The organism is Paenarthrobacter sp. NPDC056912 (assembly GCF_042786555.1).
In the GTDB taxonomy this organism is placed as follows: Bacteria; Actinomycetota; Actinomycetes; order Actinomycetales; family Micrococcaceae; genus Arthrobacter.
The window spans coordinates 63,683-77,687 of sequence record NZ_JBHUCD010000025.1; the positions used below are offsets into that span (position 1 = coordinate 63,683).

12 protein-coding genes are annotated in these 14,005 nt (G+C 62.2%); 9 read left to right on the forward strand and 3 right to left on the reverse strand.

Translation table 11 applies throughout. The features are described 5' to 3' along the window. The first annotated feature begins 9 nt into the window (after positions 1 to 9). Entirely contained in the window at positions 10 to 618 is a 609-nt protein-coding gene (locus ACFRJ9_RS21380; RefSeq protein WP_377672236.1) for a TetR/AcrR family transcriptional regulator, read from the forward strand. Beyond that, positions 615 to 1,682 (forward strand): SDR family oxidoreductase, encoded by a 1,068-nt coding sequence (locus tag ACFRJ9_RS21385; protein ID WP_377672239.1) that lies wholly within the window; start codon positions 615 to 617, stop codon positions 1,680 to 1,682. The genes ACFRJ9_RS21380 and ACFRJ9_RS21385 overlap by 4 nt, the downstream gene beginning before the upstream one ends. Here ACFRJ9_RS21385 and ACFRJ9_RS21390 read toward each other — a convergent pair. Both ACFRJ9_RS21390 and ACFRJ9_RS21395 read right to left on the reverse strand, forming a co-directional pair. Next, entirely contained in the window at positions 1,625 to 2,545 is a 921-nt protein-coding gene (locus ACFRJ9_RS21390) for a ribokinase (RefSeq protein WP_377672241.1), read from the reverse strand. The genes ACFRJ9_RS21385 and ACFRJ9_RS21390 overlap by 58 nt on opposite strands. A gap of 22 nt (positions 2,546 to 2,567) precedes the next feature. Next, positions 2,568 to 3,341: a GntR family transcriptional regulator gene (locus ACFRJ9_RS21395; protein WP_377672270.1), complete on the reverse strand. Its 774-nt coding sequence runs from the start codon at positions 3,339 to 3,341 to the stop codon at positions 2,568 to 2,570. Positions 3,342 to 3,476: 135 nt separating this feature from the next. On the opposite strand from ACFRJ9_RS21395, the gene ACFRJ9_RS21400 reads away from it, so the two are divergent. Further along, positions 3,477 to 4,928: an MFS transporter gene (locus ACFRJ9_RS21400; protein WP_377672243.1), complete on the forward strand. Its 1,452-nt coding sequence runs from the start codon at positions 3,477 to 3,479 to the stop codon at positions 4,926 to 4,928. A 78-nt stretch (positions 4,929 to 5,006) separates the two neighbouring features. Further along, positions 5,007 to 6,005 (forward strand): nucleoside hydrolase, encoded by a 999-nt coding sequence (locus ACFRJ9_RS21405; protein WP_377672245.1) that lies wholly within the window; start codon positions 5,007 to 5,009, stop codon positions 6,003 to 6,005. A gap of 69 nt (positions 6,006 to 6,074) precedes the next feature. On the opposite strand, the gene ACFRJ9_RS21410 is transcribed toward ACFRJ9_RS21405, so the two are convergent. Further along, entirely contained in the window at positions 6,075 to 6,827 is a 753-nt protein-coding gene (locus ACFRJ9_RS21410) for an ArsR/SmtB family transcription factor (RefSeq protein ID WP_377672246.1), read from the reverse strand. Positions 6,828 to 7,245: 418 nt separating this feature from the next. On the opposite strand from ACFRJ9_RS21410, the gene ACFRJ9_RS21415 reads away from it, so the two are divergent. The 5 genes from ACFRJ9_RS21415 to ACFRJ9_RS21435 all read left to right on the forward strand — a co-directional run bounded on the left by ACFRJ9_RS21415 (position 7,246) and on the right by ACFRJ9_RS21435 (position 13,673). Next, a complete protein-coding gene (locus ACFRJ9_RS21415) occupies positions 7,246 to 9,309 on the forward strand; it encodes a beta-galactosidase (protein ID WP_377672249.1) in 2,064 nt (687 codons plus the stop codon). A gap of 11 nt (positions 9,310 to 9,320) precedes the next feature. Next, positions 9,321 to 10,301, forward strand: a complete 981-nt coding sequence (locus ACFRJ9_RS21420) for an ABC transporter permease (RefSeq protein ID WP_377672251.1) — start codon at positions 9,321 to 9,323, stop codon at positions 10,299 to 10,301. A 68-nt stretch (positions 10,302 to 10,369) separates the two neighbouring features. Next, complete coding sequence (locus tag ACFRJ9_RS21425; RefSeq protein WP_377672273.1) at positions 10,370 to 11,239, forward strand: carbohydrate ABC transporter permease; 870 nt, start codon at positions 10,370 to 10,372, stop codon at positions 11,237 to 11,239. Positions 11,240 to 11,245: 6 nt separating this feature from the next. Beyond that, positions 11,246 to 12,895 carry an extracellular solute-binding protein gene (locus ACFRJ9_RS21430; protein ID WP_377672254.1) on the forward strand — a complete coding sequence of 550 codons (1,650 nt, stop codon included), beginning with the start codon at positions 11,246 to 11,248 and terminating at the stop codon, positions 12,893 to 12,895. A 64-nt stretch (positions 12,896 to 12,959) separates the two neighbouring features. Further along, positions 12,960 to 13,673 (forward strand): DUF624 domain-containing protein, encoded by a 714-nt coding sequence (locus tag ACFRJ9_RS21435; protein ID WP_377672257.1) that lies wholly within the window; start codon positions 12,960 to 12,962, stop codon positions 13,671 to 13,673. Positions 13,674 to 14,005 lie beyond the last annotated feature (332 nt).

A 14,005-nucleotide genomic window follows, 5' to 3' on the forward strand; every position in this document is an offset into this window, starting at 1 on the left:
TATTTGGGTATGGTCACTTCCCATCCCAAAGGACTCGCTACTCGGCAGCGCTTGGTCGACTCCATGCTCGCCCTCATTCAGCTGCACGGCTACCACGGAACCGGGCTCAACACCGTTCTCGAACGCTCGGGGGCGCCCAAGGGGTCGCTCTACTTTCACTTCCCGGAGGGAAAGGCAGGACTTGGCATCGCCGCGGTGGGGCTGGCGGGGAATCAATTCAGCGAACTGATCGGGCAGGCCACTGTGATGGCAGCTTCGCCGGAAGCCACCGTTGAGGCGCTCCTTGCCGAGCTCAAGGGCATCCTGGAAGCAAGCGACTATCAAGCCGGCTGTCCGGTCTCCTCCGTGGCTTTGGACGCGGGCTCGGACAATGAACCACTCCGGATAGCGTGTAGCCAGGTGTACGAATCCTGGATCGGTGCGCTTGCCGAATACCTGGCAACTTTCGGGCTGGAAGCAGAGCGAGCCCGGCCTCTTGCCACGTCCATGATTTGCCTGGTGGAGGGTTCGCTCATCCTCTCCCGCGCCCACAGGTCTACGCAGCCCTTGGACGCCGCAGCGGGCACCCTCAAACTCCTGCTTCACGCGGCCTTGGAGAATGTAGAGGCCGGGGAATGAAGGCTGAACGTCATGCCCTGGTGTTTGGGGCAACCGGACACATCGGGAAATGGCTCGTCCGGGAACTCCTCCAGCAGGGTGTGCGCGTCACAACTGCAGTGCGCACGGTGGAATCCTTTGACACGCTGGTGTCCTGGCTTCGGGACCACGACGCGGGAGGAAGCCCAACGCAAGCCTTGGTCAACTTCGGCGATGAAGGCTTGGGGCTGAACCCGGCGTCGAACGCTTGTCGATCCTTGACTGAAATCCACAACGTGGCCGGCGCCTTCGCTTTTGGCATGAGCGCCCAGGACGCCTTCGACGCCAATGTCAGGGGCGCAGAGCGCGTGGTTCGGTTTGCGGCGAATCTGCCGGCGCTGACGCGCCTTGTCCATCTCTCCGGCTACCGCGTGGGAGGACAGGACCCGGCCGGGACGCCGTGGGACGATGCCCGACGAACCAGCGAATACCAGCGGCTCGGCGCATACGAGGGATCCAAGGTGGAATCTGACGCGGTGGTCCAGGGCGTGGCTTTGGCCCTCGGTGTGCCGCTCACCATGGTGAATCCGGCCACGGTGATCGGCGACTCGGTCAACGGCGAATCCGGCCAGGTGCTGGGACTCGGATCCTCCGTCATGGACCTATGGAGGGGAAAGTTGCCCGCCCTTCCGGGCAATGTGCGTACCTTCGTTCCGGTAGTCACGGTGGACTACCTGGCCTCGTTCATGGCCTTGCTCCCACTGGTTGCCGAAGCTGAGGGCAGGTCCTACTGGGTCCTCGACGACGCCACGCCGCTCCTACCGCTTCAGCTGGCGCTGCTCGGCAAGCATCTGGGCGTCAAGGTGCCCCGATTGAGGATTCCGGTCGGACTGCTGAAGAGGCTGCCCGCCAGGATCACCCGCGCAGATCCTGAGACGTTGTCGTTTCTCTCTGAGGATCGGTATCCGACGACCGAGGCGGTCGCCTTGGCGGAGGCGCACGGGTTGTTCCACCCCGACGTCGAGGTTGCCCTGAAACGCTGGGCTGACTACCTGGTGGCGTCGGCCGAGAGGGCTGCGTCGGAGGGCCGGGTCGCTTCGATGTAGTGCTCCAGGGACTTCAGCGCGGGCTGCGACGAGGAATCGCGGACAGCGTCAGCGCCAACCGCGTTGGCCACTGCCAAGGCGTGGCTGTGCTCGAGGCCGGAACCAAGGGCCAGAACCAGCGCTGCGCAGAAGGCGTCCCCGGCGCCGATGGTGTTGGCGATGTCAGTCACCTTCACTGCGGGGGCTTCAGCTACACGTTCGCCGTGGACGAAGATCGCCGAGCCGTCGCCGCCGTAAGTGACGGCCACCAGCGGGGCGTTCTTGAGGGCCGGAATCAGGGCGTATTCGGTCTCGTTCACGATCACCAGATCGCAACGCTCCAGCAGTTCCGGGATGATCGGCGCCGCAGGGGCTGCGTTGAGGACAAAGAATCCTTTGGTCCGTCGCGCAGTCTCGAGGACCACGTCCTGGTCCACTTCCAGCTGGCAGAGGACGGCTTCGTCCTCTGCGAACGCCACGCCTTCCAGGCTCACGGAACCGTTGGCGCCGGGGCAGACCACAATCTGGTTCTCGCCATCACTGTCCACCAGGACCAGGGCTGTTCCCGTTGCGGCGTCCACCCGGGCAATGTCCTGGATGTCGACGCCGGCACCCGCCATGGCGTCGAGCAGTGTCCGTCCGGCGTCGTCTTGGCCTACTGCACCCACCATGCGGGAACGGCCTGAGAGCCGGGCTGCGGCCACTGCTTGGTTGGCGCCTTTACCGCCTGGCTGCTGCCGGAGGACGGCACCGCCTACGGTTTCACCCGGGGACGGGAGCCGGCTGGCGGTCGCCGTGATGTCGAGGTTGATGCTGCCAACCACTGAAAGCGTGGTGAGCGTGGAAGGTGAAATGGGCGCGGCAGAACGAACGGGAGTGCTCATGGGAGAACCTTTTCGGGAGAATTCAGGAGGACTGGATGACGGAGAGGTGACCGGCTTTGGCTGCCACGAGGCATTTGGCCAGGTAGAACGGGGAGCCGTTCCGGCGGACGTACTGGGTGAGGACGAGTACGGGTTCCGAGGGCCGGAGGTCCAGCAGCTTGGCTCGGCTGGGGCCAGCGGTGCTCAGGCTGATTTCGCATTCGCCAGGCCCAAGGGATGCGCCAGGAAGGTCGCCGAGGACCTCCAGCAGCGTGGAAGCTGACAGGGTGGGAGCTTCCGCAGCGGCGGCCAGGGCGTCAGCCTCGGGGATGCCCTGGGCGACGTTCTCTTGGAGGTGTGCCACCGGCTCACCGTTCCTGATGAGCACGCTTTCCCAGAACCACACATCCTCGCCGGGCTGGACGCCGATACCCGGGGCCACGAACTCGGAGGCCGGCTGCTTGATGGCGGCCACGCGCTTGACCTGGATGTCCTGCTCGGGTCCGCCCAGGAGCTGGTCGAACGGACGGATGTGCTCGATCCCGATCCTTGGCAGCGAATCGGCCACGAATCGGCCAACTCCACGGCGTGCCCTGGTCAGTCCGTCTTCCTCCAACAGCATCAGCGCTTCCCGGATTACAGTACGGCTGACGTCCATCATCGCGCCCAGTTCGGTCTCGGTAGGGAGCAACGAGCCAGGGGGGAGGAGCTTGGTCCTGATCGCCTCGGCAATGCGGGAATACGCCGCTACGCGCAGGGGCTGGCCGGGTTGCGGCGCAATGGGTCTGGACAAGAACTGGACAGCATTGTCGGTCAAGGGTGCCTCACTCAAGATCGGATACGCACACTGTATCCGAAAAGTGTGACAGGTTGCACAAGCGCGTAATACATGCTTGTATAACAACTCACATCTCGTGGCGCCACCCTGCGCCCTCGGACAAAGGAGTTTGATGTGAACATCCCCAACACCGCGGTGGAACCGCAGAGTACGGCGTCACCGGATAACACGGCCACTCATGCAGCTCCTACCGAGGAAGGCCGATTCCAAGGCCGCGCTGCCGCCCTGCTGATCACCACGCTGGTCCTGGCCGTGCTGGCATTCCAGCTCAACGCCAGCATGATTACCCCGGCGTTGCCGCATATCGGTTCGTTCTTTGGCGAGACGCCCGAGGCCGTAGCGCAGGTCCAGTCCATGTTCTTCCTCGCCGGCGCCATCTCGGGCCCGGTCATCGGACGGTGGAGCGACTTCATCGGCCGCCGCAGCGCACTCCTGCTGGTCCTGGCCATCATGGGCGCAGGAACCGTGCTCTGCATCTTCGCTCCGAACCTGCCCCTGCTGGTCACAGGCCGCTTCATGCAGGGCGTCTCCAGCGCCATCTTCGCGCTCTCCTACATCATCCTCAACGAGTACCTGCCGGCAAGGCTCTTCGGCACATCCATCGGAATCATCGCCGCGATCAACGGCGGCGTAGGCGGCGTGGACGGCTACTTCGGTGGCCTCATGGCTGAAACGCTCGGCTTCCAATCCATCTTTGTCGCTGTCCTGGTACTGGCCGCGATCGCAGCAATCTGCGTCATCAAGGTCGTCCCGGGCGGTAAGTCCGCGGTCGCACCAGGCCGCATGGACTGGTGGGGCGCCGGCTCACTGTCCGTGTTCCTGGTCTTCATTACGTACTTCGTGTCCACCGGTTCCTCCGCCGGCTGGACGTCCCCGTCCGCCCTTGGCCTGCTGGCCGGCAGTATTGCTTCCTTCACGGCCTTCTGGTTGATCGAAAAGAAGCGCGACACCCCGCTGGTCGCCGTCCACCACCTCCGTTCACGCCAGGTATGGCCAGTCATTGCCACCACGGTGCTGACACTCGCGGGCATCTTCGCCATCATCAACTTCACCGTGGTGCTCCTCAGCCAGGACAAGGAGAACGGCTTTGGCTTGTCCGCCTCCGTGGCAGCACTGCTGTTCCTCACTCCCGCAGCACTGATCGGCGTCTTCGCGGCCCCGCTGGCCGGCTGGATCGCCGACCGCCGGGGTTGGATCAAGACGGTCCGAGTCGGCACCGCCACCAGCCTGGCCTGCGCAATTGTCGCGGCCCTGTTCGCCCACAACCAGATCGCGGTCCTCATCGCCATCGCAGCCCTGGGCATCTTCTACAACGGCTTCTTCCTGACGGCCATCAACGGCCTGTCCGTACTGCTCTCGCCCAAGGAAGCGCCCGCCGCCTTGCCGGGCATCAACGGTGCCTCGTTCGGCATCGGGGCGAGCCTCGGCGTCGTGGTTGTTGCGCCGTTCGCCGGCCTGGGCACCGCCGCCGGGTACTCCACTGCCCTCTGGATTTCTGTGTCCATCACGGCTTTGGCCTTTATCGTCAGCCTGTTCATCGCAGCGCCCAAGGGCGAAAAGATCTAACGCACGACGCCGGAACGCGCCACCGCGTACCACCCGCTTCAGCTTCACAACAGTCCGCAAAACCTGAAATGAGAGACCATGACCCAGCGAACCGCCGCCCCGTTCTACCTTGACTGCGATACCGGCATTGACGACGCACTCGCCCTTGCCTACCTGTTGGCGTCCCCGCGGGCGGACCTTGTGGGCATTGGCACCGTCAGCGGAAACGTCAGTGCCGCGGGCGGGGCCCGGAACACCCTTGACCTGCTGAATCTGGCGGGTCACCCGGACATCCCGGTCGCCATCGGAGCCCACGATCCGCAGGTCGGCACCTTCCATGGCGGTGCCCCGCACGTTCATGGCGACAACGGCATTGGCGGCGTGGACCTCGCGGCGTCGGACCGTGAGCCGGTGGAAGCAACAGCCGCCGAATTGCTGGTCCAGCTGGCACGCCAGTACGCAGGCGAACTGCGTGTTGTGGCCATCGGTCCGCTGACCAACATCGCCGAGGCCTTGCGCCTGGAGCCGAAGCTGCCGGAGCTCGTCGCTGAAATCACCATCATGGGCGGCGCTGCGCTGGCCCCGGGAAACATCACGCCCGTGGCTGAAGCCAACATCGCCAACGATCCCGAAGCCGCAGCCGAGGTCCTGGCTGCCGACTGGACAGTCACGCTGGTACCCCTGGACGTCACCATGACCAACGTCCTCGAGGAAAGCCACCGCCAGGAGCTTCTTGCAACCGACAACCCCGTGTCGCAGGCACTCGGCGAGATGCTCGGCTACTACTTCGGCTTCTACGTCGACATTTTCGGGCGGGCATGTTCGGCGATGCACGATCCCCTTGCAGCGGCGATCGCCGTTCAGGGAGTGGAACTGGCCGTTGCGCCCACCGTTCGTGTCCAGGTGGACACCACCGACGGTCCGGGCCGTGGACAGACGGTCTGCGACCTCCGCGGACTGTACGTCGGTTTCCCGGATCAGCGCGGCGCCCGCTGCCGCATGGTGCTGGCAATCGGCGAGGAGTTCGCTCCCCACCTGCTCGGCACCATGCAAGCCGCTTGGCTTTCGGATGACCAGGTAGCAACGCCCGTCGCCTAACGGCCGGCGGAACAACAGCAACGACGACGACGGCGCTAGCGGCCCGTCGTCGTCGTTCGTTTAAGGTGCCTACAAGTACATGAGCGAGCCGGGAGTGGTCAGCGTTTCGCCGGTTTCGAGCCAGGTCTTCAGGCCGGACAGGATCATGGGCCAGCCGCCGTAGAGCTGATCATTCGCGCCTTCGCGGAGTTGATCGTGCGTGACCGTGAGATGGCACGAGTCGCCCACCGGCTCTATTTCCCACGTGATGCGCGAGGTTCCCTCGGCCTTCACGTCCTCGCCCCACAGCGCCTGCATGGTTTGTACCAGCCGGCGTGGGGGATCCACCTCGATGTTCTCGCCCTCGCCGAGCGGTTCATCAGCCTTGGCGTTCCGCATTTCGAACCGGCTGCCGGGCGTCCAGTCCGACGTCAGCGTGTTCCCGAACTGGTACTTGCTGCGGATTTCGCTGTTGGTGATGGCTTCCCAGAGCCGTTCCGGAGTGGTCTTGATGTAAATCTCGAAGATCTTTTCCATGGGACTTTCCAATCTGGATTTGAGGTCGCTAAGGGCAGCGGCCCATGGTTCTGCGTATTTACTCACCCAGCGGTCGTGGATGAGGCGGATAGGGACCGGGTTCAGGAAGTGCAGCTTCTCGCGACCGCGACGGCGGGTAACCACCAATCCTGCATCCTCGAGGAGCTTGAGGTGCTTGGCGATGCCGAAACGGGTCATCTCGAACCGGGCTCCCAAGGCGGAGGCTGACTGGCCGTCTTCGCGGAACAGTTCATCGAGCAGTTCTCTGCGGGTGGGGTCTGCCAAGGCCTTGAACACTGCGTCCATGGATTCAGAATAGGTGACCGTTTGGTCACGTGTCAACGGGTTGCCGCAGGGACGCCCCGAAATCGCCGGAACGCTGCGAAATCGCCGCTCCTGGACCGGTGTTCTCGCCGGCTTCCCACGATTTCGGCACGGCCTGGAGTTTCGGCACGGCCTGGAGTTTCGGAAAGGCCTCGTCCGATAGTTTCCAAGAGAATTCGGAAAGTTAACATATCCATGTGGCACTTTCGCCCGTCAGCGCGGCGAATTTCAGCTCCGAAACTGCTTGTATTCAGACCAATTGCGCGGATTTTCTTGCTTTGGGCTACTCGCGAGTTTCCGATATCGGGCTGTTGTTATTGCGTAAACTTTACGATAGTTTCTCTGTGTGATGTGAGTCGCACTGCGGTGCAGGGCGACGACGGCCGAGTGAAGGACAACGATGACCATCCACCCTGAGAATTTGCGGACTGCCGAGGCGCGGCTGCAGCAACTGCATCAACGAATAGGCGGCATTGCGTACGGAGGGGATTACAACCCCGAGCAGTGGCCGCGCGAAGTGTGGCTTGAAGACGCCAAGCTCATGGAGCAGGCGGGAGTGAACCTGGTGACCTTGGCTGTCTTCTCCTGGAGCCGCTTGGAAACCAGCGATGGCGTCTTCGACTACAAGTGGTTGGACGAGGTCATGGACCTCATGCACCAGCACGGCATCGGGGTAGACCTGGCAACACCGGACGCCGTCCCGCCGGCCTGGCTGGTGGAACAGCATCCGGACATCATGCCGGAGCGTCCGGACGGAAGTATCTTCGGATTCGGATCCCGCCAGCACTTCGATGTCTCCCATCCTGTCTACCGGGCAAAGTCCCTGGCCCTCGCGGAGAGCATGGGGGAGCGCTACGCCAGCCATCCCGCACTTCGCATGTGGCACGTCGGCAACGAATACGGGCCAGTGTCCTACGGTCCCTGGGCCGAGAAGGCCTTCCGTGAGTGGTTGCAGCAGAAATACTCCTCACTGGATGAACTGAACCAGGCATGGAGTACAACAGTGTGGGGTCAGCTCTACTCGGACTGGAATCAAGTCCGCGTCCCCGCCCAGCCGCGGACGTGGTCCAATCCATCCCGCCGCCTGGACTTTCACCGCTTCACCTCGGACAGCATGCTGGCGCACTTCAAGGCCGAGCGGGACATCCTCCGCCGCCACAGCCCGGACCTGCCGATCGTCACCAACTTCATGCGCTTCTACAAGAACAACGATTACTGGGCGTGGGCGGCCGAAGAAGACGCTGCCGCGCTGGACATCTACCCGGACCCGCGTGAAGAAGACGCGCACATAGCTGCTGCGCTGAACTTCGACCTCATGCGCTCGCTCCGCCAGGGCCAGCCATGGATGGTGATGGAACAAGCTACCGGCGCGGTCAGCCAGTGGTCCGTCAACGTTTCCAAGCTTCCCGGCAAAATGCGCCTGGGTTCCTATCAAGCCATAGCCCAGGGCGCCGATTCGATCCTCTTCTTCCAATGGCGCCAGGCCAAAGGCGGGACAGAGCGCTATCACTCGGCCATGGTGAACCACGCCGGCCCGAACACCCGCATCTTCCGGGAAGTATGCGAGCTGGGGCAGGAACTCAAGGCACTGGATGGCTTGACCGGCACGCGATCCGCGGCCAAGGTGGCCATCGTCTTTGACTGGGACTGCTGGTGGGCGCTGGAGTTGGGCAACTCGCCACGCTCGGACCTGAACTACGCCGGGGAGGTACTGCGCTTCTATCGCCCACTCTTTGATGCCAACATCACCGTTGATTTCGTCAATGCCAACAGCGACCTGTCCGCCTACAGCCTGGTGATCATGCCGGCGTCGTACCTCCTCACCGACGCCGCCGCCGCAAGGTTCGAAAACTACGTGGCCGACGGCGGGCGGCTGGTGGTCTCCTACCTTTCCGGCATCGTGGACCAGGACAACACCATCCGCCTGGGCGGCTACCCTGGCGCCCTCCGAAACGTCCTTGGCGCCTGGAGCGAAGAAATGCACCCGCTCGCCGGTGACGGCGAGCAAGTGAAACTGTCAACGCCCGACGGCGGCACCTCCTCCGCAAGCTACTGGACCGAGCATCTGCACGCCGAAACGGCTGAGGTCCTGGCCAGCTACTCTTCCGGCCGGCTTGCCGGAACGCCGGCGATTACCCGCAACAGCTTTGGACGGGGCACGGCGCTGTATCTCTCGGCACGGATCGACGACGGTTACCTGAAACAGCTGCTCGACGACGAACTCCGCACCGCGGGTGTAGAAGCCGAACTGGAGACGCCCACCGGAGTCCAGGTCCGGCGTCGTACCGGCACCGGTGCCAACGGCACCAACAAGAGCTTCCTCATGGTGCTCAACCACAACGACGCACCGTCCAGCGTTGACGTCCTGGACGGCGGCACGGACCGAATCAGTGGACGCGCGGTCAGGGGCCCGGTGGAGCTCCCCGCCAACGGTGTCCTGATCCTCGAAGAAACAGCAGGATAGGCGGGCAACTCATGGCATTACGACTGGATGTTCCGCCCGAAGTGGTCCAAGGCTCCCCGGCAAGCGAAGCGAGGAAACGGCGAAACAAGCCCGGAAGCTGGAAGCTGGCGATCAAACGCGACTGGCGTTTGTATACCTTGTTAGCGCTACCACTGCTGTACCTCCTGATTTTCCGCTACCTGCCCATGGCCGGCAACGTGATTGCTTTCCGCCAGTTCCAGCCCGGCGGCAGTATCTTCGGCGAGAAATGGGTGGGCTTCAAATACATCACCCTGTTCATCAACGATCCCAGCTTCTGGCAGGCGTTCCAGAACACCATCATTTTGGGTGTCCTGACGTTGCTGTTCTGCTTCCCGATGCCCATCCTCTTCGCATTGATGCTCAATGAGTTGAGGTCCCAAAAGTTCAAGAAATTCGTGCAGACCGTGGCCTACCTGCCGCACTTCATGTCCGTGGTGATCATCGCGGGCATGATCCTGCAGAACTTCTCCATGACCGGTACGGTCAACCAGATCACGGAGTCTCTGTTCGGCACCACCGTGAACTTCACCCAGGATCCCAACTGGTTCCGCCCCATGTACATCAGCTCCGAGGTCTGGCAGACCATGGGGTGGGGCGCCATCCTGTACCTTGCTGCGCTGACCAGGGTGGACGAGTCCCTTTATGAGGCGGCACGGATCGACGGTGCCAACCGGTGGCAACAGACCTGGCACGTGACCCTTCCCGCTATCCGGCCGACCATCATCACGTTGTTGATCCTCAACATCGGCACGTTCATGGCAGTGGGCTTCGAAAAGATCCTCCTCATCTACAACCCGCTCAACTACGCAACCTCAGACGTCATCTCCACCTACCTGTACCGGGTAGGCCTGGAATCCAGCAACTTCAGCTACGCGGCCGCAATCGGAATCTTCGAATCCGTCATCGGCCTCACGCTGATCCTCTCCGCGAACGCGATCTCAAAGCGCCTCGCAGGAACGAGCCTGTGGTGAACAAGACAGCGATCAAGACTCCCTTTGGTAGGCGTGCGGCTGCTGACAGCGGTGTGCTGGTTGCCGACATGAGGGTTTCCCGCGGGATGCGGATCTTCCGGGTCCTCAACCTGGTATTCCTGCTCCTGGTGGTGTTCCTGACGGCATACCCGTTCCTGAACATCATTGCCCAGTCGTTCTCCAGCGAAGGGTTCATCAACGCCGGGCAGGTCAACCTGTTCCCGATGGGCTTCAACACGGAAACGTACAAGCTGATCCTGGCCGACTCCACCTTCTGGACCAACTACGGCAACACTGTGCTCTACACAGTTGTGGCCACAGCGATCTCCATGGTGCTGACCACCGCCTTTGCCTACGCCATCGCCAAGAAGGACCTCAAGGGCCGCAGCGTGTTCATCGGCCTCGCGGTATTCACGATGTTCTTCAACGGCGGCCTGATCCCCAACTACGTGCTCATCAGCTCCCTGGGCATGCGGGACTCGATCTGGGCCGTGGTGCTGCCCAACGCCATCAGCGTGTTCAACCTGCTCATCATGAAATCGTTCTTCGAAAACATGCCCCGCGAGCTGGAAGAAGCCGCCTCGATAGACGGGCTCACCCAGTACGGCATCCTCTTCCGGGTGGTGCTGCCGCTCAGCAAGGCAATCATGGCCACCATGGTCCTGTTCTATGCGGTGGCCAACTGGAATTCCTGGTTCCAGGCCTTCCTGTACCTCGATAACCCTGACCTGTTCCCTGTCACCATCTACCTGCGCAACATGATCGCCGGAGTCACCACAGCGGGCTCAGCCGGCGGCACCGCGGAGAACGTCGGCCAGATCGCCGCCAACATCCAGTCGGTCACCATCGTCCTGACCGTCCTCCCCATCCTTTGTGTCTACCCGTTCGTCCAGAAGTACTTCTTCTCGGGCGTCATGCTCGGTTCCGTCAAGGAATAAACCCTTATGAAAGGACACCCAATGATCCACAAACAAGAGCTCCGCAGACGAGATTTCCTGGGACTCGCCTCCGTGGTCACTATCGGCCTGATGATGACCAGCTGCGATTCCGATTCATCCGAGAAGGTGGACACGTCCAAATCCCGCAATGGTGCGATGGACAGCTTCGGTGTCGGCGACACGTTCAAGGCGACGGTGCCGTTGACGTTCTCGCTCCTGTTCTCCGACCAGCCCACCTACCCCTACAAGAAGGACTGGCTGCTGCTCACCAAGATGGCCAGTGCCAACAACGTCACGCTGGAACCCACCATCGTGCCCAACAGCGACTACGAACAAAAGCGCAGCCTGCTGATCAGCTCCGGCAGCGCCCCTGAAATCATCGCGAAAACCTACCCGGGACAAGAGGCTGCGTTTGTCTCCGCCGGCGCTGTGCTGCCTGTGAGCGACTACGTAGAGCTGATGCCGCACTTCCAGGAGAAGGTCAAGAAATGGAAGCTCGAGCCTGAGATCGCGGCACTCACACAGGAAGACGGCAAGTACTACGTCCTTCCGGGCCTCCACGAGGAACTCTGGCCCGACTACTCGCTGTGCTTCCGCAAAGACGTGCTGAAGAAGGAAGGTCTTCAGGAGCCCACCACGTGGGACGAGTTCCGCGATGTGCTGCGGTCGCTGAAGAAGTCGTACCCGGACGTTGTGCCGTTCTCTGACCGGTTCAAGGGCGACAGCCTCCTGAACATCGCGAGTGCCGCCTTTGGCACAGTGGCCGGGTGGGGTCTGGTGGATGGGTTGCTGTTCGACGAGGACAAGAAGGAGTTCGGCTTCGCTGCTGGTTCGGACAAGTTCAAGGACCTGGTGACGTTCTTCAACTCCCTGGTGTCCGAGGGCTTGATGGACCCCGAGAGCTTCACCCAGACCGACGACTCGGCAATCCAGAAGTTCGTGTCCGGCAAATCGTTCGTGATCAGCGCCAACTCGCAGAACATCATCACCTACCGCACCTCCATGGAGCAGTCCTTGGGCAAGGGCAACTTCGAGATCGGCAAGATTACGGTCCCCGGCGGCCCCGCAGGCGACATCATCGGTGGCACCCGATTGGAGAACGGCCTCATGCTGAACTCGTCGGTGAAGGACAAAGACAGTTTCGTAGCACTTATCCAGTACATCGACTGGTTGTTCTACAGCGATGCCGGTCAGGAATTTACCAAGTGGGGTGTGGAAGGGACCACGTTCACCAAGGAAGGCGACAAGCGAAAACTCGCAGCCGACATCAACTTCCAAGGCCTGAACCCCACCGGCACCAAAGACCTGCGGGTTGACTACGGCTTCTCCGGCGGAAACTTCGCCTACGGCGGTGCCACGGAGTTGCTGCAGTCTACGTTCAACGACGAAGAACTGGCGTTCCAGAAGGCCATGAAATCCAAGACACCGCGACCAGTGTCCCCGCCCGTGCCATTCAACGATGTGGACCGGGAACAGGCCACCTTGGCACTCACCCCGCTCAAGGACCATGTCAAGCAAAACACCCTCAAGTTCATCACCGGACAGCGCAACCTCAGCGAATTCGACGCCTACGTCAAGGAGCTCGACAGCAAGGGCCAGAGCAAATACGTTGAGTTGGCGAACAAGGCCTACAAGGCATACGCGGACAAGAAGTAGCACGGTCCCTGATCGCGGCGCTTGGTTCTTAGTGGCGCTTGGTTCTTAACGAGGAAGGCCCCTGGTGGCAGCTAAGAAGGCAGAGTACGGGTCCGGGCCGTTGTTCAGGGCCGCGGGTACGGTGTACGGGATCATGCTCAGTGATGCCGTGCTGGTGTTGGCCAACATACTGGTGGTGCTCTTGCCGTTGCTCCTTGGCGTGGTGGGGCCCGTGGCCTTGCTGGGCTTCGTGCTGCTGGGGCCGTCAGTTGTCGCGGCGTCCTACGCGTTCAACCGGCTGCTGGCAGGTGAGGATACCGGGGTGTTCCACGACTTCGTGAAGTCATACCGCAGCAACCTCGGCCAGGCGCTGGTGGTGTGGCTGCCTTACATGGTCCTTCTGGGCCTGATCGGGTTCAACCTCAGCGTCCTGCCCGGTTCCTTGGACGCCGGGGCATTGGATTCCGACGGCGGAACGAACCCCGCCCAGATTGCCGCGCGAATAGGGCTGGTGGGGCTCGCGCTCATGGTCTGTACTGCAGCCGTGAACGCGATGCTCCTCCTTTCCCGCTTTGCCTTCCGGTCGAGGGATATCTACCGCTTGTCTGTCTACACCCTGGGCGCGCAGAGGAAAGTGTCGTTGGGCAATGCCGGCATCCTGTTCGTCACAGCTTTCGTGCTGATGATGACCACGGCCTGGCTGATCGTGGTTGTGGCGGGATTGGTGGTGTACCTGATCTGCCTCAATTCCCGGCCCATGCTCACGTTCATCGAGGCCAAGTTCACGGTGCCTGCGTAGGGGGCCGGGGGTTTAGCTAGAGGTTCAAGGCAAAGGTCTCCGGGCACACGAGGCACTAGGTCGACGGACACGTACACGGGGACGCCCGGACGTTGGAAACCCGGAACACCCTGAAGGCCCGCGTGACCTGAACCCCTTCTGATCCGGTTCACGGATGACACGAACTATTGCCCAACCTTTATCTCGGGATCGTTTATCCCCGGATCGTTGACGCAGCCATGCTCGCACCGAGTGCCACCCCCCTCATGTTTTGAGGGGTGTGTGGTGGTGGTTTTTGCGGGGTGTTTGGTGGGGGTCGATGTGGGGTGGGGGGATGAACCAGGGCACGCCGG

Excerpts from the sequence above, each read along its gene's own strand:
- ACFRJ9_RS21380 (WP_377672236.1), top strand. The coding sequence starts at position 10 with ATGGTCACTTCCCATCCCAAAGGACTCGCTACTCGGCAGCGCTTGGTC.
- ACFRJ9_RS21385 (WP_377672239.1), top strand. The coding sequence starts at position 615 with ATGAAGGCTGAACGTCATGCCCTGGTGTTTGGGGCAACCGGACACATC.
- ACFRJ9_RS21390 (WP_377672241.1), bottom strand. The coding sequence starts at position 2,545 with ATGAGCACTCCCGTTCGTTCTGCCGCGCCCATTTCACCTTCCACGCTC.
- ACFRJ9_RS21405 (WP_377672245.1), top strand. The coding sequence starts at position 5,007 with ATGACCCAGCGAACCGCCGCCCCGTTCTACCTTGACTGCGATACCGGC.
- ACFRJ9_RS21410 (WP_377672246.1), bottom strand. The coding sequence starts at position 6,827 with ATGGACGCAGTGTTCAAGGCCTTGGCAGACCCCACCCGCAGAGAACTG.
- ACFRJ9_RS21415 (WP_377672249.1), top strand. The coding sequence starts at position 7,246 with ATGACCATCCACCCTGAGAATTTGCGGACTGCCGAGGCGCGGCTGCAG.
- ACFRJ9_RS21420 (WP_377672251.1), top strand. The coding sequence starts at position 9,321 with ATGGCATTACGACTGGATGTTCCGCCCGAAGTGGTCCAAGGCTCCCCG.
- ACFRJ9_RS21425 (WP_377672273.1), top strand. The coding sequence starts at position 10,370 with ATGAGGGTTTCCCGCGGGATGCGGATCTTCCGGGTCCTCAACCTGGTA.
- ACFRJ9_RS21430 (WP_377672254.1), top strand. The coding sequence starts at position 11,246 with ATGAAAGGACACCCAATGATCCACAAACAAGAGCTCCGCAGACGAGAT.